The following is a 24,835-nucleotide window of genomic DNA, read 5'->3' on the forward strand; positions in this document are numbered from 1 at the left end:
GTACTAATAATGTAAAAATTTTGTTCTTTGACCATAATATGGAGAGGCAGTCATTAAAGTTCTTTAAACCGATTCCCATTTGCCATTTTGCTTGGCGAGATCAATCGAAAGCTGACCGTATTCTGTCATTAAACCTTCTGCAATCATTCTTTCTGCCCGCTCTTTATTGGGTTGGCTCCATTTGCTTTTTTTGGCATTTCGTGGGGTAAATGTCAGATAATAACTTTCAGGATCCCGTTTCTTGCACAAACTGTCAATCCACCCAAAACAGAGTGCTTCTTCTGTCGCTTCGATAAGATTTACACTTTCTGTTTTACTTTTTTTGTGGTATAAGATCAACCAGATTGATTTCTCGATCTGACTGTTTTCCTGTAGCCAATCGCGCCATTCTTTTCGGTTTTTGGCATAAAGTGCTATTCTTCCATCTTTTGTTTCCATGAGTTTAGAATTGTGTGCGGACATAAATTTACTGAAATTTAATGGTAAAATGTGTAAAGTTTTAAGGATTCTAATCGTGTTTTGGATACGGTTTGTTTACGAATGAAATGGAGTACTACTTTCAAAGGTTTTTAAAAATAGGAATTGTTTAATGAGTGTAAACCTTTGTAAATTTGTAACTTAGTAGTTCTTAGCTTTGATGAAATTTTAAACAATTAGAAGTGATACGATTTAAAGTGTGTTATGATTAGTATCGGAAAGCTCTTCTAATGGACAGGTGAAAAAGATATAGAGATCAGGATTAATAACAATTTAAAATATAAATGGTATGATACATCAAATTGATACAACAGACAATATTGTCGCTTTTCGGGCATTGGCAGTGGTAACAAATGAAGATTTTCTGAGTGTCGTGATCCCTGCAGTGGAACATTTAGTAAAACAAACTAACGAAATCAATTTTTTATTGGTTTTGGATACAGACACTGAGGCTTCTACTTCAGGGGTATGGCTTCAAGATGCCTTACTTGGTTTAAAACATCTTGGAAAATGGAACAGAGCCGCTATAATTACAGATTCGGAAGAGATTATTTCTTTTACGAATGGGTTTGGTTCTGTCATTCCCGGTGATTTTCTTGGCTTTAAAAAAGAATCCTTCAATAAAGCATTGAATTGGGTGGAAGGAAATATCAATATACATTAGTTTTTATCCGATAAAAAAATAGCCCCGAATTCATGAAGTATTGCCTGATGAGACCAGGCAAAATTCATGAATTCGAGACTAAACTATTTTGGAGAGATTTCGAAATAGATCTGAAACAGATGAAATCTAGTGATTGTATTCGATACCGCTGCTTACGTTAAGATCTCTTTTAGCTTTATTGTTTTTTGAAACTTGTTTGTAGCAAGCTGTAGCCAATAGAGGAATAGCCAGGCTTCCAACAACGGCAGCAGTTTTATCTTGTCCCGCTTTTTTCAAAATAGCACCTGCTACAAGAGTTCCTACACCTGCAAAAATTAAATTTTTTACAGAAAACTTAGAGGCTGGTTTTGGAGTAATCCCGTGTAATAGAGGATCTATAAAATTCAATTTTTCCATGATTATACTTATTTATTTAATTAAACTTTTTTGTTATTCATTCTGATGGTCCTTAACAATCAGTCTTGTTTTTTATTACTTCATTTTTATTTTCTGACTTAACAATGCAAAAACACTTAGTTGAGCATACGCTCTAAAAACAAGCGAAAATCCTGCCAAATTGTTGCCATGCTGCTTATTTAGCAAAATTTTATAATTCTAAGAAATGGTTTACGTTCCATTTATAAGATCCTTTTCGCATTATGGTCAGTTTGATACAAGTTGTTGCAAATCCAAATAATCAAATGATTTAAATTATGTTCTTTGTATGGCATAATTTTTTTGTATTCGTTTTTACAGAACAAAATTGTTGATTTAAAATTACTCTATTTTAGTTTACTGATATTACATAGTTTTCCTCTTTTGTTACACAATTTTAGTACAAATACCCCTTTATAGAAATAACCGCTAAATTTTAGTACTTAGCGGCTATTGTCAATTCTATTAATTATTTGAACACTTGGTTTTAAAAGAGACTATTTTTTACCATACAGAACACCGTTTTTTACTGACTTTTTATTTAGTTCTCCTTTCTCAAATAATTGCTCCAGAATTGTATGGGCTTCGGCATAAGAAATATCCAGAATAACGGCATATTCTTTTGGCGCAAGAGTAGGATAAATTTCAAATAGAGCTAATGGGTGCTCAGTTGCTGTTTTTTTCTTTTTAGCGTCAGGAAACAGGGCTAATACTGCATTTTCATAAGAGGCATAAGGTTTAGAACCATAAACGGTTAATTGATTTTGATTCCCATCAGAGAAAAACAAAGTAGGGAAGCCTCGTACGCCAAGACTTCTGGCATAGTTTAGATCTTCCTGAAAAAGTACTTTTGCTTCTCCTTCGCAATCCCATTTTAATTTTTTGGTCTCTAAACCGGAAAGTTGAGCCGCTTCTGAAATGTTTTCCCATTTCGCAATATTTTTCTTTTCGAGATACAATTTCTCCCTAAGAATCCGCATAAACTTTACCGCTTTATCTTTACTCTGAATTTGCGCTGCTTTCATCGCAATACAAGATGGATAGGAAGAATCGAGCGGGTCTTCGAGCCATACATTTCCATCGATAGGCATTTCATAGTACAAACTTGCTTCTTCCCAGTGATGCGCGACATCTGATGGTTTGCTGATTCCGCCACTATTGTAAGACCAGTCCGGAAGTAAACCGCCCATTCTGTAATCAATATCGATATAATTGCCGTATTCGAGTTTTAGTTTTCTTAACTGGGGTTCAATTCCCCAACAGGAAGAACAGATAGGATCAGTATAATAAATAATTTTTATCGGTTTATCTGCTGTCGGGATGATGGCAGTTTCCTTTGCTTTTTCGTGAATTGGCATTTCGCAGGTTCCCGTTTCAGGATCACATAATAGTGGATTTGTTTGGTCTGTACTCATTTTTGAATTTATTTGTGATTGACAGTTTGTACTGCAGATCAGAATTAATAATAGCGACAGTCTTTTCATAAATAACTGTTTTAGATTTACGCTTCGGTTTAAATTTTATAATTTTACTGTAAAGTTCGTCCATCTTTAATCACAAGTCAATTAGTCTAAAAAATATGACTACAGCAAATACATCAGAAAGGGAGAATGAATGTCCGGCAGAAGGGCTTTTAAAATTGCTTTCGGGCAAGTGGAAACCGCAGATCTTTTTACTGGCCGTTACTGGTCCTTTGCGTTTCAACGCACTTTTAAGAGAACTTAAAGGAGCGAGCAAACAATCTGTTGCAACGGCACTTCGGGAGCTGGAAGATTTCGGAATCCTGGACAAAAAAGTAGTTCGTTTAAAACCTTTACATATCGAATACCATCTTTCTGAAAAAGGAGCATCATTAGTTCCGGTTTTCAAGCAATTGGAGATTTTCTCAAAAGAGTAGAATAGTAAGTTTGATCTAACTTTAGAATAAAATAACATCTGTTGAGCGTAGTTATTTTTAAACGCATAGAAACATAGATGTAACACTTTCACAAAAGGCGTTTCACTTAGTTTAAAACATGCAGAGACTACTAGGTGTTAAATGATTTTTTTATTAATTACAACCAACGGTTTAGTATAATTAAATGATATAAACGATGAAAAAGCTATTGTTATTTTTTGTGTTATTGTTTCAAATGGTTGTAATAACAGGGTACAGTCAAAGTGCAGATCCTTCCTCTAAAAAAATTGTCGGAACCTGGTACGCCGATGCCAATCGAAATACAAGGTGGGTTTTTACGGCAGACGGAAAAGTTTTCAATTACGACAAAAATACTTTTAAAGTGATGTACCGATACACTATTTCAAACAGCTGCCAGAATAATTCAGATGATACACTCGAATTTGTAACGTTGATGGATAAGGACGGTGATGAATATTGTTTTAGAATAAACGCTATAAATGAGAACAAGAATGGCGTTTTATCGATGACGAATATGAGTAATATGGAAGCACTCTTGTTTGTTAACGACATCAACATCGTAATAACAAACTAAATTTATTTCGCATTAAACTTTTATTAACAAAAAGCAAATTGGCATTCGTTTATATTTGTAAGGAAAAAAAGAAAAATAGCACAAACAGGTATGAAAATCAATGTATTAAGAATTTTTGTTGTATTTGCTTTCTCCGTAAGCGGTTATAGTCAGAATGTGAAACTGTTAAACATCAATCAGCTGAACGAAAGAATTAAGAACGGCAAAGACAGTACTTATGTTGTTAATTTCTGGGCTACCTGGTGTGCGCCCTGCATTAAAGAACTGCCTCATTTTGAAAAGTTAAAGGCAGATTATAAATCTGATAAATTAGCGGTTTTATTGGTAAGTGTGGATTTTAAATCTAAGTTAAACTCAGCTGTAGTTCCGTTTGTGAAAAGAAAAAACCTGAAAAATGAAGTTTTTCTGTTAAACGAAAGCAATCCGCAGGAATATATAGACCGCATTGATAAAGACTGGTCGGGAAGCATTCCGGCAACCTTATTTATTAAAGAGAATAAAAGAAAATTTATTGAATCTGAATTTACCTATGAACAATTATTAACTGAATATAAAAAACTGTAAATTATGAATAAGTTTATTACTGCTGTGACTCTGTTTTTGTTTAATCTGCTGCTTTCTCAGGCTCAGAGTACAACCCTTAAAGCCGGCGAAACGGCTCCGGATTTTAAATTGAAAAACGTAGACGGAAAAGAAGTTTCCTTTGCCAGTTTTCCAAAAGCAAAAGGATACATCGTTGTTTTTACCTGTAATACGTGCCCTTATGCGGTAGCGTACGAGCAAAGAATAATTGAATTGGACAAAAAGTTCAAAGCTCAGGGTTATCCGGTAATTGCCATCAATCCAAATGATCCTGAAGCTTCTAAGGCGGATTCTTTTGATAAAATGCAGGAATTGGCAAAAGATAAAAAATATCCGTTTCCTTATTTATTTGATGCCGGACAAAAAGTTACCGATCAGTATGGGGCAAAACGTACACCGCATCTTTTTATCGTTTCTAAAACCGATAAAGGAAATGTGGTAGAATATGTAGGAGCAATTGACAGCGATCCGGAAGGAACTAAAACCGAAAAAACAAAGTATGCTGAAGAGGTGATCGCAGCATTAAAAAGCAATAAAAAACCTGCCGTTACACAAACTAAAGAAATTGGCTGTACGGTAAAAAGAAAAGCAAAAGCTTAATTTTCAAGGATTTCACACTCATAAAAAAAAATATCTCAGCAATGAGGTATTTTTTTTATGGTATTTTTAAAGTAGAAGTTTTTTATTAAAAACGCTATATTATCTCCTGTTTGCCCACGCCCTTTCAGGGCTATTTGTAGCATTAGTTTAGATCATAGTGCGTTGCACTATGTTGGTGCTTTTGAGCTTTCAGCCCATTTTAACAGTTTCGAGTGTTTATATTAGAATGAATTAATATTATAAATAAGAAGTAATAAAATGATGCTTCTATTTGCAATAAAACGCTAGAATATTAAGGAGTTACGATTGTTGATAACCAGAATAATTTTTAGTAGCCTACGAAATATAATGCGGTCTTTAAAACATAAGTATTGGAAATCGGTCGCTCTGAAAGAGCCTTAGCAAAAGCATGTTGCGAAGCATCATGACTAATGATGATGATTGTCTAAGCCCCGAAAGAATGAAAGCCTGGTTGCTCTAAAAAACTAACCAATCCTAAGTATTCGAAACCTATTGCTCTGAAAGAGCCTTAGCAAAAGCATGTTGCGAAGCATCATGACTAATGGTGATGAATGGCCAAGCCCTGAAAGGGCGTAAGCCAAGTCCTCCAAAAGGAAAAAAACAATTATCTTAATTTTTCAAAGAATTTTCTAAAGTAGAAGTTCTATTGTTAAAACCTTAATATTATCTCCCGTTTGCCCACGCCCTTTCAGGGCTATTTGTAGCATTAGTTTAGATCATAGTGCGTTGCACTATGTTGGTGCTTTTGGGCTTTCAGCCCATTTTAGCCGTTTCGAGTGTTTATATTAGAATGAAACAATTTTATAAATAAGAAGTAATAAAATGATGCTTCTATTTGCAATAAAACACTAGAATTCTATGGAGTTACGAACTTCGATAACCAGAATAATTTTTAGTAGCCTACGAAATATAGTGCGATCTTTAAAACATAAGTATTGGAAACCGGTCGCTCTGAAAGAGCCTTGGTAAAAGCATGTTGCGAAGCATCATGACTAATGATGATGATTGTCTAAGCCCCGAAAGAATGAAAGCCTGGTTGCTCTAAAAAACTAACCAATCCTAAGTATTCGAAACCTATTGCTCTGAAAGAGCCTTAGCAAAAGCATGTTGCAAAGCATCATGACTAATGGTGATGAATGCCTAAGCCCTGAAAGGGCGTAAGCCAAGCCCCCCAAAAGAAAAAATACACTGATCTTAATTTTGCAAAGAATTTTCTAAAGTAGAAGTTCTATTGTTAAAACCTTAATATTATCCCTGCTTGCTCTCACCCTTTCAGGGCTATTTGTAGTATTAGTTTAGATCATAGTGCGTTGCACTATGTTGGTGCTTTTGGGCTTTCAGCCCATTTTTAGTCGTTGCGAACACCTATAATAGAACTAAACATAAAAATTACAAGTAAAAAAATGATCTTTTATTTGCAATAAAATGTTTGAAAACTGAGGTGTTGCTATCGTTAATAAACGGAATGATTTTTAACAGTCCACAACATTCTCTACTGTTTCTGTTTTTTGTTGCTCCTGGAGCTCCAGTTCGGCAATAATTTGCTTTTTCATTGTGGTATGCACATAGTCTTTGGCTTCGGCATAAGATACATTATAGTTACGTTTAATTTCCTGAAGATGAATTGGAAAATGAGTAAGCAGTTTGTCATAATAGGCATTCAGTTCTGTATTATTGGGCATTTCAAATTTTAGTTTGATTTGAAATCTTCTCAGCAAAGCCGTATCTATACTGTCGTAATAATTGGTTGCACAAATAAGTAAACTGTCTGCCGGAAGATAATCAATCAATTGAATGATCGTATTTACCAGGCGTTTCATTTCAGCCACATCTTTGTCCTGGCTGTCACGGCTTTTACCAATCTGATCAAATTCATCGAGAAATAAAACTGCTTTTTCACGAATTGCTTTATCAAACAACACTTTTACATTTTTAGAAGTTTCTCCAATTTTAGCATCGATTAGGGTACTGAGATTCACAATAACAATGTTCTTGTTTAAAGCGTTTGCAATGGCTTTTGCGGTAGTGGTTTTACCACAGCCGGAATGCCCGTGCAGTAGTATTTTGTTGTCTACTTTGAGATTGTACTTTTTTAATTCTTCGATGTATTTATGTTCTTTGATCGTCTGAATTAATACCGTTTTATTCTCTGTGCTAAAAAGTAAATCTTCCAGTGCTATTTTTTCGGTATCGTTTACAATAAGTTCGTGCAGATTCATTTGTGATTTTATTTGGTGCAAAATTAGACTTTATTCTGCAATATTTTCGTTCCAGATTTCTTTTCCTAAAAAGCGGTTTCCAAAAATTGAAGTTCCAATTCGTATCAGATTCGAACCTTCAGCAATGGCCAGTTCTAAGTCCTGTGACATTCCCATTGAAAGTTGTAAATTATTGATCCCTTCAATTTCAGCTGCGTAAATTTCATCTCTTGTTTTTCGAAGCAAACGCAATGACGGACGCATTTTTTCTTTTTCGACATCCAGCAATCCAATAGTCATTAGTCCTTTAATCTTAAGAGTTTCGTAACGTTTTATCTTTTGAATAAATGAAAGTACTTCTGTTGGAGGCAGTCCGAATTTACTTTCTTCAAATGAAGTGTTTACCTGTATAAAAACCTCCAGTGTTCGTCCTTCTTTTTGCAATTGCTTGTCTAATTCATTGGCCAAACTTAGTCTGTCGAGAGATTGAATACAAGTGACGTACTTAAGAACGTCTTTGACTTTATTGGTTTGAAGATGGCCAATAAAATGGCGTTCGATTTTTAAATCTTTTAGTGCCGAATTTTTATCACGGAGTTCCTGCATTTTGTTTTCGCCAATGAGTGTCTCTCCGGCATTGATCGCAATTTGAATGTCTGCTGCGGAAACGGTTTTAGTCGCCAGTAATAGTTTCACATCTGATACATTTCTGCCGGAACTTTTACAGGCATTCTCCATGCGTTGATGAACCTGTTTTAAGTTGAAAATTATATCTTCTTTCATGAGGCAAAAGTAGCGGTAAGCAGAAGTACTTAAAAGATCCAGTTTTTAGTATAAGTAATAGTCCAGATTGGATGTAAACTGGACCAGATTAGGACTATAAATGAAAAAACTGGATTATATAGCAGATCCTGAATCGAAGTAATTTTGTACAGACAATAAAGTCAAATTTAAAACAAATTAAAATGAGTAAATCAATTTTTTATCATGCCGGCTGTCCGGTTTGTATTAGTGCAGAACAGGATATTTTAAGTTTAATTAATCCTGCTGAAGTTGAAGTTGTCGATCTGGGTGCCGATAAATCAAGAATTGCAGAGGCTCAAAAAGCAGGATTGCAATCGGTTCCGGCTTTGGTAACGCCAAACGGAAATGTGCTTCATATTAATTTTGGCGCTTCTATAGCAGATGTAATTGGATAGATTCACTGTGAGAGGTGAGATGTAAAATGTAAATCGTATGAAAATAGCAGTGTGGGATACCTATGTAACCCGAAAAGACGGAACAGTAATGCATTTTGATATTCTGGTTGACGAACGTACGGTTGATGAAAACCAGATTTTTGAATATGGCAAAAAGTATCTTAAAACAGTAGCGCAGGAAGGGCAACCGCTGACCTCAAAAGAATGCAAATTTTGTCATATTGACAAGGCTCCTGAGACTGTGGAAAGTCAGATTCTTAAACAGGGATTTTCGATTATCGAAATGGAGAACTGTCATTAACTGATTCTTTAGTTTGGTATAAAAAAGGCTGAAACAATAACGTTTCAGCCTTTTTTTATCGGTGTTCGTAAAAAAAAATGATTTAACGAATAGAAACATAGATTTTAGTCAAATAAAGAAATCAAAAATGAAATTTATTTCTTTCAAATAAGAGTCTATGCACATTCAAACGAAGTGTAACGCCTTTTTTATAGAGACAGAGCCTGTGTTTCTATGTGTTAAATGAATTACACCCGATACATTACTATTATAAACTTTTTAATTTTTTCATAAAAACCGGAAAGACTTCATTCAATTCTTCAAATAGAGGATTGTTGCGGTGCTTTAGTTTTATTTCGCTGAACAATTTGAGACCAAGTGCAAATTGGGTGGCTTCGTGTGGATTTTCAAACAGGTTTTTAGCCTTTATTTTTTCGATGATATCAAATATTTCATCATGATTGTCGAATTCTATTCCAAGTTCTTTTGCGGGTTCTGTTTCGCCGTTTGCGTATTCTTTTAAGCTTAAAGTCAGGTAATATTTGTTTGATCTTTTTTGCATGGTATTATTTTTTAAATTCTATTTCAACCATTTGTCTACAATGGTTTTAAAGGTTTCTTTGTATTGTTCACCAACCGTGATCTCGGTTTTATTAATGAATATGGAGTTTTTACTGATGGAGTTTATTTTGTCCAGTGCAACTATAAAGGAACGGTTGATTCGCATAAATTTTTGGGAGGATAGTTTTTCTTCGAGTGCTTTTAAAGAAATCAAAGACATTAACCCTTTTGGGGAATTTTCAAGATGTACTTTCACATAATCTTTGAGACTTTCGATATACAAGATGTCTTTTAATGAAATTCGAACCCACTGGTATTCTACTTTCAGAAAAATAAAATCATCATCATCTGCGGTAATGGACTGAAATTGACCGGAGGCCTCTTCTGTTAATTGTAAAACTTTGCTGGCAGCTCTTAAAAACTCTTCATAACTAAAGGGTTTTAAAAGATAATCAACAGCGTTAACCCGATAGCCTTCAATAGCGTAATGATTGTAGGCTGTGGTGAAAATTATTTTCGGTAATGTTCCCTGCTGTTCCTGTAAAAGGCGGGCAAGTTCCATACCGCTTAAATTCGGCATATTGATGTCCAGAAAAATAATGTCGGGTTGTTGTTCCCGTATCAGACTCATGGCTTCAATAGCATTATCGCAGCTTTGAACCAACTGTAAAAATGGAGTTTGTTCTATAAAAGTTTCCACCAATTTTAAGGCTAGCGGTTCGTCGTCTACTGCGATACATTTTAATACAATCATTGTTCTAAAGTTATTTGCAAGTTTACTTTATATTTTCCGTTTGGATCAATACCGGCCGTTAAACTGTGGTTGTCAGGATAGATGAGGTGTAATCGGCGTTTGGTATTGGTTAAACCAATTCCGCCCTGTTCTGTTGGAGCTGTTTTTTCGAAAAAAGTATTTTCTACTTCAAATTCAAGCAGGGTTCCGTTTTGTTTCAGCGCAAAATGAATCTCGCTTTTGTCTGTAGCATGTACACCATGTTTAAAGGCGTTTTCGACTAAAGGCAGTAAAAGCATCGGTACAATCGGATAATCCTGAATTTTTTCCGGTATATCACCGGTAATGGTCAGTTTACTGTTGGCACGTAGCTTCATTAAAGCAATAAAGTCCTTCATAAAATCTACTTCTTTCAATAAAGTTGTTCTTTCGCCTTCGGTACTGTAAAGCAGGTATCGCATCATTCGGCTTAAAGTATGAAGCGCATTACGGGAATCTTCAATATTAGTATAGGTAAGGGAGTAAATGCTGTTAAGCGAATTAAAGAAGAAATGCGGATTGATTTGTGCTTTGAGCATGGCCAGTTCGGTCATCGTTTTGTCCTGCTCCAGTTTTTGTTTGTGCTGAGCGGCTCTTTGCCAATGCAGCAGCATGGCATAACTGGTACTGATGGCTAAAACCAGTAAGGTGAGGCTAAAAATATAATTGTCGAAATAGGTATTTCGGTATCGTTTGAATCGGATAAGCGCAGCCAGTTTGTTATGCAAATCGGTGTTGAGGTTGTAAAAATAGGATGCCAGCTGCATGATGAAAATAATCAATAGAATCCATAACAGGAAAGGGCCAATTTTGTCTTTAATGATGGTTTTTGGAACAATTACTTTGGCATTATAGTAAAAAATCGCAAGCATGAAAAGTAAAACAATGGTTTGCCAAATCCAGAATATAGGAGGAAGTACTATATTCCAGGTCAGCGGAATATAAAACAGCTGCATATATCCTAATAATACCCAGGCCAGGATGTGTAATCCGGTAGACATAAACGGTTTAAAAAAATGGGGTTTCATTGTAAGTTGTGATTTTAGGGACAATATTACATTTTATTTGAACAGCATATAAAACCAATCGCCGAAAATAGATTTACAACCCGTAAAAACCATTTTAGAGCCGACGAGGCTGTTACAAAAATACTTATTTATCAGGGAACATCTTCCATCGGTTCTCATCTAATCTTTATCGATTGCAGGGGGCTTTTCGTCTATTGTAAAAATTTTGTGTGTTCTATTTCAGTTCTTTTGTTCCTTAATAAATAGATAATCATACAATCCATAAAAATGAACAAGCAATCTTTTTTAAGTATTCTAGCAGCATCTATTGTGATCACTTCGTGTGGAAACAAAAATGATAAAGCGGCTCAGGCTGGAGGTGCACCACAAGTTAAAGAATATAAAACGCTGACTTTAGAACCTAAATCGGCTACTTTATATACAGATTACCCTGCGAGTATTCAGGGGCAGCAAAATATAGAAATTCGTCCGCGGGTAGAAGGGTATATTGATAAGATTTTTGTTGATGAAGGTGCTGTGGTCAGAGTCGGGCAGCCTCTGTTTAAAATTAGTGCTCCGGAATATGAACAGGAAGTTCGCACAGCTACTGCAAGTATCAAAAGTGCTCAGGCTAATTTAAGTGCGGCTAAACTGGCAGTCAATAAAGTGAAGCCGTTGGTTGAAAAAGGAATCATCAGTAAATACGATTTAGAATCGGCACAATATACTTATGAATCGGCTTTAGCAACACTGGCGCAGGCCAATGCCAGTTTGGTAAATGCGAAGACAAACTTGGGATATACAACAGTAACCAGTCCTGTTGACGGTGTCGTGGGCTCTATTCCATTTCGTTTGGGAAGTTTAGTGAGTTCTAATACCGCAGATCCTTTAACGACAGTTTCAAGCATCGGAAATGTATATGCTTATTTTGCAGTGAATGAAAAAAAGCTCCTGAACTTTACTCAGAATACAGATTCCGGAATTGCACTGGCAGAAAAAATTAAAAAGATGCCTGCTGTTTCTCTGCTTCTTTCAGATGGTACAGCTTACGGTGAAAAAGGGCGTATTGAAACCGTAAACGGATTAATCAATACCGAGACGGGTTCCGTTACTTTCAGAGCACGTTTCCCCAATACAAAAAGCATCATCAGAAGCGGAAACAGTACCACAGTAAGAATTCCAAATGAAGTGAATCAAGCGATTATTGTTCCTCAAAGTGCCACTTTCGAGCTTCAGGATAAATTATTTACCGTAGTAGTTGGAAAAGACGGGAGAACTAAAAATGCCAATATTACGGTTTTAGAAAACACTGCAGGAAATTATTATGTCGTAAAAAGCGGTTTGCAGAGCGGAGACCAAATTGTTCTGGAAGGGGTGGCAGCACTTAAAGACGGAACAGAAATTAAAGCTCAGAATCAAAGTGCAGAAACGGTTTACGCGGATTTAAAATAAAAAGAAATGTTTAAAATATTCATACAACGACCGGTACTATCTACGGTAATATCGGTTATTATCGTAATCCTGGGGATACTGGGACTGGCAGCGCTTCCTATTGCGCAATATCCGGACATCGCACCGCCAACCGTGAATGTAGCAGCAAGTTACACCGGAGCGAATGCAGATGTGGTCCTGAAAAGTATCGTAATTCCACTGGAAGAGCAGATCAACGGTGTAGAAAACATGACCTATATGACTTCTACGGCGACTAATGATGGTAATGCCTCTATAAAAATTTTCTTTAAAGTAGGAACCGATCCCGATTTAGCTGCAGTAAACGTACAAAACAGGGTTTCCAGAGCTACCAGTTTATTGCCGGTTGAGGTAACTCAGGCAGGGGTAACTGTAACCAAAAGTCAGAGTAGTAACTTATTGATTTTCTCTTTGTACAGTGACGATAAAGCCTACGATCAGACATTTCTTCAAAATTATGCTAAGATCAACTTAGTACCGCAAATTCAGCGTGTAGTGGGAGTAGGAGATGTTACCGTTTTCGGTTCCAGAGATTATTCGATGCGTATCTGGCTGAAACCCGATGTAATGCAGCAGTATAAATTGATTCCGAGTGATGTTTCGGCTGCTTTGGCAGAACAAAATATTGAAGCGGCACCGGGAAAATTTGGTGAAAACGGAGATCAGGCTTTTCAATATGTAATCAAATACAAAGGGCGTTTAACAAGCGCAAAAGAATTTGAAGAGATTGTCATTAAATCAGCCGGAAACGGACAATTATTGCGTTTAAAAGATGTGGCAAAAGTAGAATTAGGTTCTTTAAGTTATTCTTCGACCAGTACCACAAACGGACGCCCGTCTGTAGGTATTGCGATTAGTCAGACTCCCGGTTCGAATGCACGTGATGTCATTAATAATTCTAAAAAATTGATTGACGAAGCCGTAAAAACGTTTCCGAAAGGCATAAAGTATACCGTATTAATCAATGTCAATGAAAATCTGGATGCTTCAATTGAGAAGGTAATTCACACTTTGGTAGAAGCTTTTATTCTGGTTTTTATTGTAGTATTTATTTTCCTTCAGGATTTTCGCTCGACTTTAATTCCTGCGATTGCAGTCCCTGTTGCGATTGTTGGAACATTCTTCTTCCTGAATTTATTCGGCTTTACCATTAACCTGCTGACGCTATTTGCGATGGTTTTGGCCATTGGTATTGTGGTCGATGATGCGATTGTAGTCGTCGAGGCGGTACACGCCAAACTCGACAATGGGTACAAATCGGCTAAGAAAGCTACTATTCATGCTATGAATGAGATTTCGGGAGCGATCATTTCGATCACACTGGTCATGGCAGCGGTATTTATTCCGGTAACCTTTATCACAGGTTCGACCGGGGTTTTCTATAAGCAATTCGGAATTACATTGGCGGTTGCGATTATTTTGTCGGCCGTGAACGCACTTACTTTGAGTCCGGCCTTGTGTGCTTTACTTTTAAAACCACATGCTGACGATCACAAACATCAAAGTTTTATTCAGCGTTTTTATACCTCATTTAACGTTGCGTTCGACAATGTAACCGAAAAATACAAACGTTCTGTTCAGTTCCTTTCCATCAAAAAATGGATTGCACTGGGATCTATACTTATTGCTGCGGGAGCTTTGTTCTATATGATGAAAACGACACCGTCAGCTTTCGTTCCGGCGGAAGATCAGGGGGTAGTTTTTGCCAATATCAGTTTGCCGCCTTCGGCTTCTATGGAACGTTCTGATGTTGTAGCGAAAAAGGTCGATAGTATAGCGCACACCATTCCGGGTGTCGAAAATACCCTTCGTATCGTGGGTCAGAACTTTACCGCAGGTGCGGGTAGTGCCTATAGTATGGTAATTGTGAGATTGAAAAGTTGGGAAGATCGTGAGTTGAGTGTCAATGATGTAATTGGTCAGCTGTTTGCTAAAACCAGTGGCATTCGTGAAGCCAATATCTTCTTTATTTCACCGCCAACGATTCAGGGATTTGGACAAAGTGGTGGATTTGAATTTCAGTTACAGGATAAAGGAGGTCACAGTACAGCAGAATTTTATAAAGTAAACAATGAATTTCTGGCCAAGCTTTCGGCACGTCCGGAAATACAATATGCGACGACGCCTTTTAACCCGGGTTTCCCTCAGTACATGATGGATATTAATCTGGCAAAAGCGAAAGATGCAGGAGTTTCAGTCAATACTATTTTATCAACCATGCAAGGTTATTATGGTGGATTGTATGCTTCCAATTTCAATAAATTCGGAAAGCAATATCGTGTGATGATTCAGGCTTCTCCGGAGTTTAGAACCAATACCGAAGGTTTGAACAAGATCTTTGTTCGCAATAGCGCCGGAACCATGGCGCCTATTACCGAGTTCGTAAAAATGACCAGAGTATTCGGACCGGAATCTATCTCAAGATTTAACCTGTTTACCTCTATTTCAATCACAGGAGCACCAAAACCGGGTTATAGTTCGGGAGATGCTATTAAAGCGATTCAGGAAGTTGCAGCAGAGAGTCTTCCTGCAGGTTATGGTTATGAATTTTCGGGATTAACGCGTGAAGAATTAGCATCAGGAAGTGAGACGATCTTTATTTTTGTATTGTGTCTGGTGTTTGTTTACTTCCTGCTAAGTGCACAATACGAAAGTTATATCCTGCCTTTTGCTGTACTGTTCTCAATTCCGTTTGGATTGGCAGGAGCCTATTTGTTCTCGATTATTTTCAAGTTGAACAGTAATATTTATTTGCAGATTTCCTTAATCATGTTAATTGGATTATTGGCCAAGAACGGGATTTTGATTGTCGAATTTGCGCTTGAAAGACGTCGAAAAGGATTGCCAATTGTGCAGTCGGCTATTGAAGGAGCGGTAGCACGTTTCCGTCCGATTTTGATGACCTCTTTTGCTTTTATTTTAGGACTTGTTCCTTTGATGTTTGCTTCGGGCGCAGGTGCCGTTGGAAATAAATCGATTGGAACGGGTGCTGTTGGCGGAATGTTGATCGGTACCATTTTAGGAGTATTTGTAATTCCGGTGTTGTTCATCATTTTTCAGACATTGCAAGAGCGTGTGAGTGGTCCGCCAAAAGAAAATTATGATGATGAAGGTGACGATGAAGAGGAAGTGCAATTGATAGAAACTCACAAAGAGTAGTAATTTAATTTTAAAAAAATGACTTATAGTTCTAATAAATATATTCTTGTGGTAGTGGCAGCTGCTCTGCTGAGTGCGTGCTCGATTACCAAGAAATACGAACGTCCGTCGGCTATTTCGACCGATAAGTTGTATCGCGATCAAAATGCTGCCGATTCGACTACTATGGCAAGTATGCCGTGGCAAACTGTTTTTAAAGATGAAAAACTGAATGCTTTAATTCAAAAAGGTTTAGATCAGAATCTCAATTTAAAGAATGCGATCGAAAATATAGTGCAGTCGAGAGCTACTTTGCGTCAGGCAAAATTGGCTTATTATCCAACGCTGAATTTTGATGCGAGTGCTACACATAACAAACAATCAAAGGCGGGACTGAATTTCCCCCCGGGAATTAATATCAATACATTGACAACAACCTATAAGTTAGGGTTAAGTACTTCCTGGGAACTTGATATTTGGGGAAAATTGAGCAGTTCAAAAAGAGCGGCTTTAGCTGCCTATCTTGCTACAGATGCTGCAAAACAAGCCATTCAGACACAATTGATCGCTGATATTGCGAATAATTATTTTTTGCTGTTAGCGTATGACAAACAATTAGAAATTACCAAAGCGACTTTAGAAAGCCGTATTAAAAATGTGGAAACGATTAAAGCGTTAAAAGAAGGTGCAATAGTGACCGGAGCAGCAGTGGTACAAAGTGAAGCCAATCAACATGCAGCTGAGGTATTGATTCCGGATTTAAAACGAAGTATTCGTGAAACGGAGAATGCTCTTAATATTTTGTTGGGACAAGCTCCGGGCGCTATTGAAAGAGGGACATTGGGGAATCAGACCGTTCCGGAAAATTTGGCAGTAGGTATGCCGGCACAATTGCTGGAAAACCGCCCGGATGTTCGTCAGGCCGAGTTTAATTTCCGCACTGCGTTTGAAAGTACCAATATGGCTAAAACGTATTTTTATCCAAGTTTAACACTTACCGCAAGTGGCGGATTCTCTAACCTGCAACTAACGGATTTCTTTACCAATTCTGTTTTTTATTCTTTGATAGGAGGCTTAACACAGCCTATTTTCAATCAGGGACTGAATAAGGCAAGATTAACAACAGCACAATCCAAACAAGTTCAGGCACTGAATGATTTTCAACAAAGTCTTTTAGTAGCAGGGCAGGAGGTATCAAATGCTTTGTATGCTTATGAAATGGCCGTTGAAAAAGAAGATTCAAGACAAAAACAAATTGAAGCCCTTGAAAAAGCGGTTGATTTCACACAACAGCTTTTAGAGTACAGCTCGGCAACCAATTATACCGATGTATTAACTTCAGAGCAAAATCTATTGGCAGCACAATTAAGCGGGATTACTGATAATTTGCAAAAATTACAAGCAGTAGTTGATTTGTATCGCGCCTTAGGTGGTGGATGGAAATAGTCTTCGCGGCTTCTATTATTTTAAATTTTGAAACGAAAAGCGCCTCAGTTGATGAGGCGCTTTTTTTGTACTATTTAGAGTTTCGTGAGCTTTCTTTGAAAAACAAAATCACTCTTTTGGTTGCGTTCCCGTTATAATCTCAAAACTTCACAGCATTTTTGGGAACGGTTTCTCCGAGGGTAGTTGTTTTAGAAAAATCTGTTTTTGGAGATGCGGTCAACTCAATATTCTGGCAAGCTTCTCCGTTAATGGAGATTGCTTTCGCAGAAGTCGAATTAAAAGCTATATTTTTTAAAGACATATTTTTAGTATTGTAAATCTCAAATACGGTTGGGTTTTCGATGTCTAATTTGGCATTGTTGATTTTAATTCCGTTAGCATCAATAATCGAAAAGCCTTTTTCTGCTTTGGCAATCAAATTGGAGATTTCGATATTTTCCAGATTCATTTCAGGCAAACCTTGCAGAAATACCGCTTGCTGCGCGCCCTTAATGGTGATGTTTTTAATCGATATGTTTTTAAACTGTGGTGTTTGTTCGTTTACAGGAACAGCTTTTGTAGTTACGGTGTTTCCGCCTTCGGCCAAAGTTTCGGCTATGGATTTTCCCCCATAATACAAATCAAATGAAATGGCTTGTGATGGAATATCGGTCATAAAGATATCCGAGATATAAATGTTTTCCACAATTCCTCCACGTCCACGGGTGCTTTTAAAACGCAAACCAACATCCGTTCCCATGAAAGTACAATTGGAGACATGCAGATTTTTCACTCCGCCCGACATTTCGCTTCCCACTGTTACTCCGCCATGCCCGTGATAAACGATGTTGTTTTTTACGATGATATTTTCGCAGGCAACAGCTCGATCACGACCGTCTTTGTCTTTTCCCGATTTGATACAGATGGCATCATCACCCACATCAAAACTTGAATTTTCGATAATGACATTTTTGCAGGATTCTACGTCAAGACCGTCACCGTTTTGAGAAAACCACGGATTACGAACGGTTATGTTTCTAACAATTAAATCCTCTACCATAAACGGATGAAGGTTCCAGGCAGGTGAGTTTTGAAATACCGGACCATCAAACAATACTCTTTTACTATTTTGTATGCTCACTAAAACTGGGCGAAGGAAGTCGTGAATGGCTTCAAATTCTTCTTTTGTTTTCAGATCATGACGAACATTCTGATCAGCACCTTTGGAGCCTTTTAAATATTGTTCAGAAGGATACCAGCTGTCTTTCTTGTCATTTAAAACGCCACCGGAAGCGATAAATTTCTTCCATTGTTCCTCCGTCAGTTTGTTTTTTTTAACCTGTCTCCAGGCTTCTCCGGAACCGTCCCACACACCACTTCCCGTGAAGGCAACATTTACCAGATTCTTACCATAAATAGGAGAGATGCATCGCCAGGTGTTAAGCCCTTCAAAACTGGTTTCAATAATGGGATATAAACTTTTGTCGGTAGAGAATTTAATTAAGGCGCCTGTTTGGGCATGAAGTTCAATATTGCTTTTTAGTATAATCGGACCTGTTAGCCAGATTCCGGGTGGAATAATTACTTTTCCACCACCTTTTTTTGACACGGCTTCTATGGCATCAGCGAAAGCTTTAGTGTTTAAAACATAGCCGCCATTTACAGCTCCAAAATCTTTTAGATTTACAGTATTATTTGGTATTAACGGTTCATTGACTTTTGGCATTTTAAATTCGATGCCTTTGTATGTATCATAAGAATCTGAATTTTGTGCAGTAAGTTCGGAACAGGTCAGAAGTAAAAATACCACTGTAAAAAACAAGTGATGAATAGATTTGGTTTTCATAGGTATAGTTTTTTATGGATTTTTTTATTGATTTTGGAAATGTAGGCCAACATTAATAAAAAAAGTTAAATGTAATCGATTACACAAAACTATTGAAAAATATTTATAAATGATAATTTACTTCAAAAATAAAATAATCATTAAATAAATTTCATTGTTGAACGTGATCGTTTTGCCACGAATGGCATCAATTTTACAAATTCTGTTTGATTTCTTTTTTTGCTATAGAAATTGTGCGAGTCAATATAAGTTTTTTTCTTAACTGAACTTATATAACATTTAAGATTTAATTTTAAGCTTGTTTTTTGTGAAAGAAATAATGTTATTTTAGCTGAAGATTTGTAATGTTAAATAGTGCATTTAATTTTACAAAGTATAACTAAAATATAAGTGATTTTATGAATAAAACACTTTGGGAAAAGGTTTTAGCATTTAGTTTTGATCAACCAAATGATCAATATGGGTTTTCAACAAGATTAGCACTAGAGAATCATTGGACGATTCATTTTACTCAAAGTGCTATAATTGAATATAAAAAGTTTCTTTTTCTGGCCGCAACCAATAACGAAATGGTTTCACCTTCAGAAATTGTTGATATTGTCTGGCATCAACACTTAATTTTTACTAATTCTTATTCAGATTTCTGTGATTTATTAGGAAAAAGAATAGAACATATTCCCTCAACTCATAATAGATCAGAATTTGATAAGTTTAAAATGGCAAAAGAAAGGACAAAGGAGCTTTATGAAGTTAATTTTGGTCCACAGTTAGCTGAAATTTGGCATTATCATAATGAATTAGATTCTTTACATTTAGAGAGAAGCAGCTATGAAATTTCAAAACTTAGAAAAAACTTTTTAATCTATACCATCGCTCTGTCATTTCCGGTGTGTTTGGTTCTCTTTTCATTTTTAATAAAAATTAATAATCCTAATTTCCTTATAGCATATCTTTTGCTTTTTGTTGTTGTAATTTTATTCTTGAAATTTTACGTCCGAAAAAGTTTTCTTTCGCTATATGATACAATTAAGTCCAATTTTATTTTGCAGAATCTTACGGCACTTGAGATGGTGTTTTTTAGAGAAAACAAACTGGATGCTGTAATTCATGGAGTGGTAAATAATTTGATTATAAATCATAAAATTAAGATTTTAACAAATGATAGATTAGAATTAATTGATGAAAGTTTCGTTGAAAATAGATATGAGAACTGTATTGTCGAGATTATGAAAGATTTTGAGCCAATGTCTTATAAGGAATTATGCAAGACTGCCTCGCAAAAACCTATTTTTGAGCAGCTTCAGAAAGCAACCTACAGAATAAGAAACAGAATTTTTGATTCGAAAAAATTTGCGAATGTAGTGATCCTTGTAATGAGTATTTTAGGATTCTTGTTAAGCATTGGTTTTAGCCGATTTATAACTGGGGTTTGGAGAGGTAAGCCTATTACATTTTTACTTTTTGCGATTGTTCCTTTGGTTTTAGTTTCGTTGTATTATATCAATCAGGTATTGAATTTAATGTTTACAACTATTATTCCTTCTGTTTTTGAAGATAAGGCAAGGATAGCTACAGCACATGAAAAGAATTGGGAGTGGGATTATTTTCTTTATGGAAATATAATAGTAGCAAGTTCATTCATGCCATTGATTAATTACAATACAAATTCGGTTTCTTCAAATAATTTTACCAGTTCAGGATCATGTGGGACTTCTTCATGCGGGACTTCTTCGTGCGGAAGTTCTTGCGGTTCTTCGTGTGGAGGGTGCGGTGGTGACTAAAAGAAATCATTAAAAAAACAAACATTCCGTCCCAGAAATCTGAAACGGAATGTTTTAATTAAAAAAAAAACTCAAGTAATAACAATTGTTATGAGTGCTTTTACTGCTTGTGCAGCTTTTTAGAATACTCCAATATAATGGTTTCCTGCTTTGTTTACCAGTTTAGCTCCTTTAGTAACAGCTCCTGTTGGGATATCGATAACGTAAATGTTTCCGTCTTTTCCAACTGGTGTAACCGCTAAGTAAAGCTCATTTCCATCCACTACAAAACCTTGGTACTGACCAAAATCTATAGCTGCGTCATAAGCAATGCCTTCTACTTTTTTAGCCGTTTTAGCATTTAAATCTACTCTTGCAACAAATCCTTGTTTTCCTGTTGCGGTTTGTGTGTAAAGTACATAAGCAATTCCGTTTCCTGCATATCTCCAGGCATCGATATAAGATCCTTTTATGCCTAATGCAGCATCAAGGCTAATTACAAATGAGTCATCATATTGATTGTTTTGGTTGATTCTTACGATATAAGAACCTCTGTTGGTATCTCTTTGGGTAGCCTGATAGATGTTACCGTCAGTTCCTAAGAAACTATTGAAGCTACGGAAACCGCTCGTATCTCCAAAACCAACTTTTGAAGAAATAATTTGTGGATTCGCTAATGATGGATAATCTACTACAACAGATTTAGCACCTAAACGGTCATAGGCAGTTTCGATTTGTCCTGTAGCCGGATTCGTTTTACGCAACCATGTCCCGATAATTACTTTGTTTCCCGCTTTGTTGATCGTAGGAGCATCTAAACGGAAAATATGGTGTCCCAAAGCTTCTTCCTGAGGGCTTAATGGAAGTTCATACTGATCGTATTTTGAAATACGAATACCTTTAAGGTCTAAAGCAAGAACAGTAGCAGTACCTCTTGTATACATATACGTTTTGTCCGGATTTGTTTTAATTACGGGAGAAGTTACATTTACAGCTACACCGGTTTTATCTCCATCAAAAAGTTTATTCCATCTTGGAGATGTTCCTGCATATTGAGAAATGTTTACAGTTGTACCTGATTGTGTAAAGTTTTTAGCTCCATTTACGGTATAGGTCATAAATTCTCCACCATTAGCTCCGGTATAAGTAATGTTGAAAAGCGTTTTTCCGTCTACAGAAGATTGCAAACGAGCTGTTCTGTTGGATTGTACCGGCATACCATCTGCATAAACATTAATCGAATAGTTTGGATCTTTGGCGTTTTTCTTAGTTACGGCATAAACCATAGTTCCGCCGTTTCCGTCTCCTGGATTTTCCTGCATTAATGCTCCCGAAACCGTAATCCAGCGATCAGTTGTTTCAGGATTTATTGGATCTGCAACTTTCTCATCATTGCTACTACAGCTTGTAGTCAATGAAAATACACCTAAAACTAGACCAGATGTAAATAGTTTAAACATATTTTTTCTCATATTCATTGTATTAAAAAATTAGATATTAAAAGTTATTAAGGGTATAATTCAGTTTTAGATAAAAAGCACGTCCGGGTTTTTGAACAGCGTAATTATCGAAAACTTGTTTATCAAAAATGTTTTTGGCATCAATACTTACCACAAATTGTTTGTTCGGAAAAACATAACTCAAACCTAAATCCTGTGCAAATTGGGCTGGTGTTTTGGAATCCGGTACGTCAATCCAAATTGTTGGAAAAGGATCTACATAACCAAAGTTGTAGTACAAATTCAACTGTGATTTCTTTTGAATCAGTTCATTAAAGTTGTACTGAACGTTTCCGTTTACGGTAAAGAAAGGTTCATTAGGGATTTGTCTGTTGTAAAAATCCAGCTCCTTCCCATTATCATCGTATTTCTTTTTGTATAAGGAGTTGAATCTTGACAGGTTCATCGATACAAACAAACGGTCGTTATAGCTATAATTAAAGGATGCTTCATAGCCAATGGATTGCGCACGTCCCAGATTGTCAAACGGTAAAACCTGTATGGCATCATTCACTCTGTCATTGGAGACACGAACAATTCTATCTCGGGTATTTCTCGAAAAACCTGTTGCAGCAACCGAAATTTTGTGCGTATTTATGGCGTAAGGGCCAAATTGTAATCCTAAATTGAAATTGTTGCTTTGCTCCGGTTTTAGATTGGGGTTAGCCAGTACATTTTCACTGGGTCTTCCAAATATTTCAGTTGCACCTGGTAATCTGATGGCTTTTTCTGCTGATGCCGTAATCATAAGTTCAGGAGTAATAAAGTAGGAAGCGGCCAGTCCGTATCCAAATAGCGGAGTTGTACTTTTACTAATCTTTTCCACTACCGTGGTTTGCCCGTTTTGTGTGACCAATTCCGGTTTTCTGTGGTTTACTTTTTGTTCGTAAAACTTACCGAAAATATTGGTTCTCAGACGGGAGTCAAAAGCCTGCATTTCGTAGGCTAGGGAAGTAACCGTTTTTTGTAAATCAGATGTGGCTTCAAAATCTCTTTGAAATTCCGGTTTGATTAAATCGTCTTCATTTCTATCCAGTGTATAGAATAAATTGCTGAATATAAATCTGTTTTTTTCATTTAGATTATAAGTCAATACGGTTCTGGAGCTAAGTACATTCTCTGAGATGGTATTGATTGTTGGTGCACCTTGTTGTGCCCCCGTATAAGATAAAAGGGGTTTGCCTGTCCTTAAATCTATTACTCTTTCACCAAACCAGTTGTAAGTCCATCTGACAGTATCATTTACGATTTGATGTTTACCGCTGTAGACCGTGTTGGTTGAAAAATCCAGTTTTTTAAATAGGAAATCTTTTTTAGAGTAATTCAGACTTAAAACAGTCGCATCAGCTTCGGAGAAACGACCTTTATAAGGTTTTGTCATGTATTGACCGTGCTGAATTTGATTGTGATCTTCAGAGACATTTAACCCAATTAGAAAATTGTCAGCCCATTTGACATTGGTAAAACCGGCTTCAAATCTTCCTCCGTAGGATCTGTATCGGTTTTCGAAACGTTTAACCCGCACCGCTTCACGAGTTCCGTCCGGTGCTATATTGTAAATAAATCTTCCCCATACTTCATAATCGTTATCAGAATAATTATAAAAACCGGATCCTTTTACCGTAAAACCTGATTTTGCGCGATAGGTTGTATTAAAGTTAGACTGAATAGTATTGAAAGAACCATAAGAAGCAGAGGCATTCAGTGTATTTTTGGCACCTTTTTTTAGAATCACATTTATAGCTCCACCCAAGGCATCATCAGCGAGTTCTGCAGGAGTGACTCCTTTGTACACTTCGATGCGCTCGATTAAGGCCGGTGGTATACTGTTAAGACTAAAGGAGGAGCCGTAGGTATCTAATGGAATTCCGTCAATAAAAATTCGGATGGCATTTCCGGACATTCCGTTCAGATTGTAATTTACGCTTGAACCTAATCCACCGTTTTGTCGGATTCGTACACCCGCAGAGCGGTCAAGTAATTCATTGGTTTGCAGATTTCGAGTGGCAGCGTCTTTAGTTTCTATCACATTGACAGAGAAACCTTTGGTCATAATTTCTCTTTTTACCGATGTCTTTTTTACAACAACCTCTTTTAAGGCTTGTGGATCATTTGATTTTTCCAATGAGATATTTACCTGAGCAGTAGGACTGTTTAAAGTTACCTTTACTGTTTTAGTTTTCGCTTCAAGTGATGTAATTTCGAGAATGTATGTACCGTAAGCAACATTTTTAATTTCAAATTGACCATTGTTACCAACTAAGGCAAATTTTTGAGTTCCGGCAATTGTAACTGAGGCACCAAATGCAGATTCAGAATTTTCAAAAGTAACTTTTCCTTTAATATTCCCATTTTGGGACCAAACTGAAAAATGAACGAATACCAACAATAACAATAAAAACCTCATGATTTATGTACTTCTTAAATAGA

General features: G+C 36.5%; 22 protein-coding genes. 11 read left to right on the top strand and 11 right to left on the bottom strand.

Annotated elements, in window-relative coordinates; all coding sequences use genetic code 11:
• Positions 1-63: 63 nt before the first annotated feature.
• Positions 64-438, bottom strand: a complete 375-nt coding sequence (locus LNQ34_RS17895) for a YdeI/OmpD-associated family protein (RefSeq protein ID WP_202704312.1) — start codon at positions 436-438, stop codon at positions 64-66.
• Between the two features lie 328 nt (positions 439-766).
• Between LNQ34_RS17895 and LNQ34_RS17900 the strand changes: the two genes are divergently transcribed.
• A complete protein-coding gene (locus tag LNQ34_RS17900; protein ID WP_017495637.1) occupies positions 767-1,141 on the top strand; it encodes a SpoIIAA family protein in 375 nt (124 codons plus the stop codon).
• A 126-nt stretch (positions 1,142-1,267) separates the two neighbouring features.
• Here the strand turns inward: LNQ34_RS17900 and LNQ34_RS17905 are convergent, their stop codons facing one another.
• Positions 1,268-1,537: a hypothetical protein gene (locus LNQ34_RS17905; protein ID WP_017495638.1), complete on the bottom strand. Its 270-nt coding sequence runs from the start codon at positions 1,535-1,537 to the stop codon at positions 1,268-1,270.
• A 515-nt stretch (positions 1,538-2,052) separates the two neighbouring features.
• Positions 2,053-2,970, bottom strand: a complete 918-nt coding sequence (locus LNQ34_RS17910) for a DsbA family protein (protein WP_230000704.1) — start codon at positions 2,968-2,970, stop codon at positions 2,053-2,055.
• A 164-nt stretch (positions 2,971-3,134) separates the two neighbouring features.
• On the opposite strand from LNQ34_RS17910, the gene LNQ34_RS17915 reads away from it, so the two are divergent.
• The 4 genes from LNQ34_RS17915 (at position 3,135) to LNQ34_RS17930 (ending at position 5,229) form a co-directional block, all read left to right on the top strand.
• The gene (locus tag LNQ34_RS17915) at positions 3,135-3,452 is read left to right on the top strand and encodes a winged helix-turn-helix transcriptional regulator (protein ID WP_230000705.1); all 318 of its coding nucleotides are present in this window, start codon (positions 3,135-3,137) and stop codon (positions 3,450-3,452) included.
• 196 nt (positions 3,453-3,648) lie between these two features.
• Positions 3,649-4,047, top strand: coding sequence for a hypothetical protein (locus LNQ34_RS17920; RefSeq protein WP_230000706.1), 399 nt, complete (start codon positions 3,649-3,651; stop codon positions 4,045-4,047).
• A 90-nt stretch (positions 4,048-4,137) separates the two neighbouring features.
• Positions 4,138-4,611: a TlpA disulfide reductase family protein gene (locus LNQ34_RS17925; protein ID WP_230000707.1), complete on the top strand. Its 474-nt coding sequence runs from the start codon at positions 4,138-4,140 to the stop codon at positions 4,609-4,611.
• Between the two features lie 3 nt (positions 4,612-4,614).
• Positions 4,615-5,229 (top strand): thioredoxin family protein, encoded by a 615-nt coding sequence (locus LNQ34_RS17930; RefSeq protein ID WP_230000708.1) that lies wholly within the window; start codon positions 4,615-4,617, stop codon positions 5,227-5,229.
• Positions 5,230-6,722: 1,493 nt separating this feature from the next.
• Here LNQ34_RS17930 and LNQ34_RS17935 read toward each other — a convergent pair.
• Positions 6,723-7,469, bottom strand: coding sequence for an AAA family ATPase (locus LNQ34_RS17935; RefSeq protein ID WP_230000709.1), 747 nt, complete (start codon positions 7,467-7,469; stop codon positions 6,723-6,725).
• Positions 7,470-7,499: 30 nt separating this feature from the next.
• Positions 7,500-8,231, bottom strand: coding sequence for a YggS family pyridoxal phosphate-dependent enzyme (locus LNQ34_RS17940; protein ID WP_230000710.1), 732 nt, complete (start codon positions 8,229-8,231; stop codon positions 7,500-7,502).
• A gap of 182 nt (positions 8,232-8,413) precedes the next feature.
• Between LNQ34_RS17940 and LNQ34_RS17945 the strand changes: the two genes are divergently transcribed.
• Positions 8,414-8,647: a thioredoxin family protein gene (locus LNQ34_RS17945; protein ID WP_230000711.1), complete on the top strand. Its 234-nt coding sequence runs from the start codon at positions 8,414-8,416 to the stop codon at positions 8,645-8,647.
• 37 nt (positions 8,648-8,684) lie between these two features.
• On the top strand, positions 8,685-8,948 hold the full coding sequence (locus LNQ34_RS17950; RefSeq protein WP_202702775.1) for a DUF2024 family protein: 264 nt from the start codon (positions 8,685-8,687) through the stop codon (positions 8,946-8,948).
• A 247-nt stretch (positions 8,949-9,195) separates the two neighbouring features.
• Here the strand turns inward: LNQ34_RS17950 and LNQ34_RS17955 are convergent, their stop codons facing one another.
• The 3 genes from LNQ34_RS17955 to LNQ34_RS17965 are packed head-to-tail and all read right to left on the bottom strand — an operon-like array spanning position 9,196 to position 11,288.
• Positions 9,196-9,489 carry a DUF3861 domain-containing protein gene (locus tag LNQ34_RS17955; protein ID WP_017495650.1) on the bottom strand — a complete coding sequence of 98 codons (294 nt, stop codon included), beginning with the start codon at positions 9,487-9,489 and terminating at the stop codon, positions 9,196-9,198.
• An 18-nt stretch (positions 9,490-9,507) separates the two neighbouring features.
• Entirely contained in the window at positions 9,508-10,242 is a 735-nt protein-coding gene (locus tag LNQ34_RS17960) for a LytR/AlgR family response regulator transcription factor (RefSeq protein ID WP_202702777.1), read from the bottom strand.
• Positions 10,239-11,288, bottom strand: a complete 1,050-nt coding sequence (locus tag LNQ34_RS17965) for a sensor histidine kinase (protein WP_230000712.1) — start codon at positions 11,286-11,288, stop codon at positions 10,239-10,241. The genes LNQ34_RS17960 and LNQ34_RS17965 overlap by 4 nt, the downstream gene beginning before the upstream one ends.
• Positions 11,289-11,555: 267 nt before the next feature.
• Between LNQ34_RS17965 and LNQ34_RS17970 the strand changes: the two genes are divergently transcribed.
• The 3 genes from LNQ34_RS17970 to LNQ34_RS17980 are packed head-to-tail and all read left to right on the top strand — an operon-like array spanning position 11,556 to position 17,321.
• On the top strand, positions 11,556-12,719 hold the full coding sequence (locus LNQ34_RS17970) for an efflux RND transporter periplasmic adaptor subunit (RefSeq protein ID WP_230000713.1): 1,164 nt from the start codon (positions 11,556-11,558) through the stop codon (positions 12,717-12,719).
• A gap of 6 nt (positions 12,720-12,725) precedes the next feature.
• The gene (locus LNQ34_RS17975; protein WP_230000714.1) at positions 12,726-15,896 is read left to right on the top strand and encodes an efflux RND transporter permease subunit; all 3,171 of its coding nucleotides are present in this window, start codon (positions 12,726-12,728) and stop codon (positions 15,894-15,896) included.
• 18 nt (positions 15,897-15,914) lie between these two features.
• On the top strand, positions 15,915-17,321 hold the full coding sequence (locus LNQ34_RS17980) for an efflux transporter outer membrane subunit (RefSeq protein ID WP_230000715.1): 1,407 nt from the start codon (positions 15,915-15,917) through the stop codon (positions 17,319-17,321).
• Between the two features lie 139 nt (positions 17,322-17,460).
• On the opposite strand, the gene LNQ34_RS17985 is transcribed toward LNQ34_RS17980, so the two are convergent.
• On the bottom strand, positions 17,461-19,146 hold the full coding sequence (locus LNQ34_RS17985; RefSeq protein ID WP_230000716.1) for a glycoside hydrolase family 28 protein: 1,686 nt from the start codon (positions 19,144-19,146) through the stop codon (positions 17,461-17,463).
• A gap of 398 nt (positions 19,147-19,544) precedes the next feature.
• Between LNQ34_RS17985 and LNQ34_RS17990 the strand changes: the two genes are divergently transcribed.
• A complete protein-coding gene (locus tag LNQ34_RS17990) occupies positions 19,545-20,927 on the top strand; it encodes a glycine-rich domain-containing protein (RefSeq protein WP_230000717.1) in 1,383 nt (460 codons plus the stop codon).
• A 119-nt stretch (positions 20,928-21,046) separates the two neighbouring features.
• On the opposite strand, the gene LNQ34_RS17995 is transcribed toward LNQ34_RS17990, so the two are convergent.
• Complete coding sequence (locus LNQ34_RS17995; protein WP_230000718.1) at positions 21,047-22,366, bottom strand: DUF4374 domain-containing protein; 1,320 nt, start codon at positions 22,364-22,366, stop codon at positions 21,047-21,049.
• A 37-nt stretch (positions 22,367-22,403) separates the two neighbouring features.
• Positions 22,404-24,812 carry a TonB-dependent receptor gene (locus LNQ34_RS18000; protein ID WP_230000719.1) on the bottom strand — a complete coding sequence of 803 codons (2,409 nt, stop codon included), beginning with the start codon at positions 24,810-24,812 and terminating at the stop codon, positions 22,404-22,406.
• Between the last annotated feature and the right edge of the window lie 23 nt (positions 24,813-24,835).

The organism is Flavobacterium lipolyticum (assembly GCF_020905335.1).
GTDB lineage: Bacteria > Bacteroidota > Bacteroidia > Flavobacteriales > Flavobacteriaceae > Flavobacterium > Flavobacterium lipolyticum.

What these genes read in the sequence shown, in the direction of transcription:
- LNQ34_RS17925 (WP_230000707.1), top strand. Translation starts at nt 4,138, where the DNA reads ATGAAAATCAATGTATTAAGAATTTTTGTTGTATTTGCTTTCTCCGTA.
- LNQ34_RS17930 (WP_230000708.1), top strand. Translation starts at nt 4,615, where the DNA reads ATGAATAAGTTTATTACTGCTGTGACTCTGTTTTTGTTTAATCTGCTG.
- LNQ34_RS17920 (WP_230000706.1), top strand. Translation starts at nt 3,649, where the DNA reads ATGAAAAAGCTATTGTTATTTTTTGTGTTATTGTTTCAAATGGTTGTA.
- LNQ34_RS17980 (WP_230000715.1), top strand. Translation starts at nt 15,915, where the DNA reads ATGACTTATAGTTCTAATAAATATATTCTTGTGGTAGTGGCAGCTGCT.
- LNQ34_RS17910 (WP_230000704.1), bottom strand. Translation starts at nt 2,970, where the DNA reads ATGAGTACAGACCAAACAAATCCACTATTATGTGATCCTGAAACGGGA.
- LNQ34_RS17960 (WP_202702777.1), bottom strand. Translation starts at nt 10,242, where the DNA reads ATGATTGTATTAAAATGTATCGCAGTAGACGACGAACCGCTAGCCTTA.
- LNQ34_RS17970 (WP_230000713.1), top strand. Translation starts at nt 11,556, where the DNA reads ATGAACAAGCAATCTTTTTTAAGTATTCTAGCAGCATCTATTGTGATC.
- LNQ34_RS17975 (WP_230000714.1), top strand. Translation starts at nt 12,726, where the DNA reads ATGTTTAAAATATTCATACAACGACCGGTACTATCTACGGTAATATCG.
- LNQ34_RS18000 (WP_230000719.1), bottom strand. Translation starts at nt 24,812, where the DNA reads ATGAGGTTTTTATTGTTATTGTTGGTATTCGTTCATTTTTCAGTTTGG.
- LNQ34_RS17965 (WP_230000712.1), bottom strand. Translation starts at nt 11,288, where the DNA reads ATGAAACCCCATTTTTTTAAACCGTTTATGTCTACCGGATTACACATC.
- LNQ34_RS17915 (WP_230000705.1), top strand. Translation starts at nt 3,135, where the DNA reads ATGACTACAGCAAATACATCAGAAAGGGAGAATGAATGTCCGGCAGAA.
- LNQ34_RS17935 (WP_230000709.1), bottom strand. Translation starts at nt 7,469, where the DNA reads ATGAATCTGCACGAACTTATTGTAAACGATACCGAAAAAATAGCACTG.
- LNQ34_RS17895 (WP_202704312.1), bottom strand. Translation starts at nt 438, where the DNA reads ATGGAAACAAAAGATGGAAGAATAGCACTTTATGCCAAAAACCGAAAA.
- LNQ34_RS17905 (WP_017495638.1), bottom strand. Translation starts at nt 1,537, where the DNA reads ATGGAAAAATTGAATTTTATAGATCCTCTATTACACGGGATTACTCCA.
- LNQ34_RS17945 (WP_230000711.1), top strand. Translation starts at nt 8,414, where the DNA reads ATGAGTAAATCAATTTTTTATCATGCCGGCTGTCCGGTTTGTATTAGT.
- LNQ34_RS17985 (WP_230000716.1), bottom strand. Translation starts at nt 19,146, where the DNA reads ATGAAAACCAAATCTATTCATCACTTGTTTTTTACAGTGGTATTTTTA.
- LNQ34_RS17990 (WP_230000717.1), top strand. Translation starts at nt 19,545, where the DNA reads ATGAATAAAACACTTTGGGAAAAGGTTTTAGCATTTAGTTTTGATCAA.
- LNQ34_RS17955 (WP_017495650.1), bottom strand. Translation starts at nt 9,489, where the DNA reads ATGCAAAAAAGATCAAACAAATATTACCTGACTTTAAGCTTAAAAGAA.
- LNQ34_RS17950 (WP_202702775.1), top strand. Translation starts at nt 8,685, where the DNA reads ATGAAAATAGCAGTGTGGGATACCTATGTAACCCGAAAAGACGGAACA.
- LNQ34_RS17940 (WP_230000710.1), bottom strand. Translation starts at nt 8,231, where the DNA reads ATGAAAGAAGATATAATTTTCAACTTAAAACAGGTTCATCAACGCATG.
- LNQ34_RS17900 (WP_017495637.1), top strand. Translation starts at nt 767, where the DNA reads ATGATACATCAAATTGATACAACAGACAATATTGTCGCTTTTCGGGCA.
- LNQ34_RS17995 (WP_230000718.1), bottom strand. Translation starts at nt 22,366, where the DNA reads ATGTTTAAACTATTTACATCTGGTCTAGTTTTAGGTGTATTTTCATTG.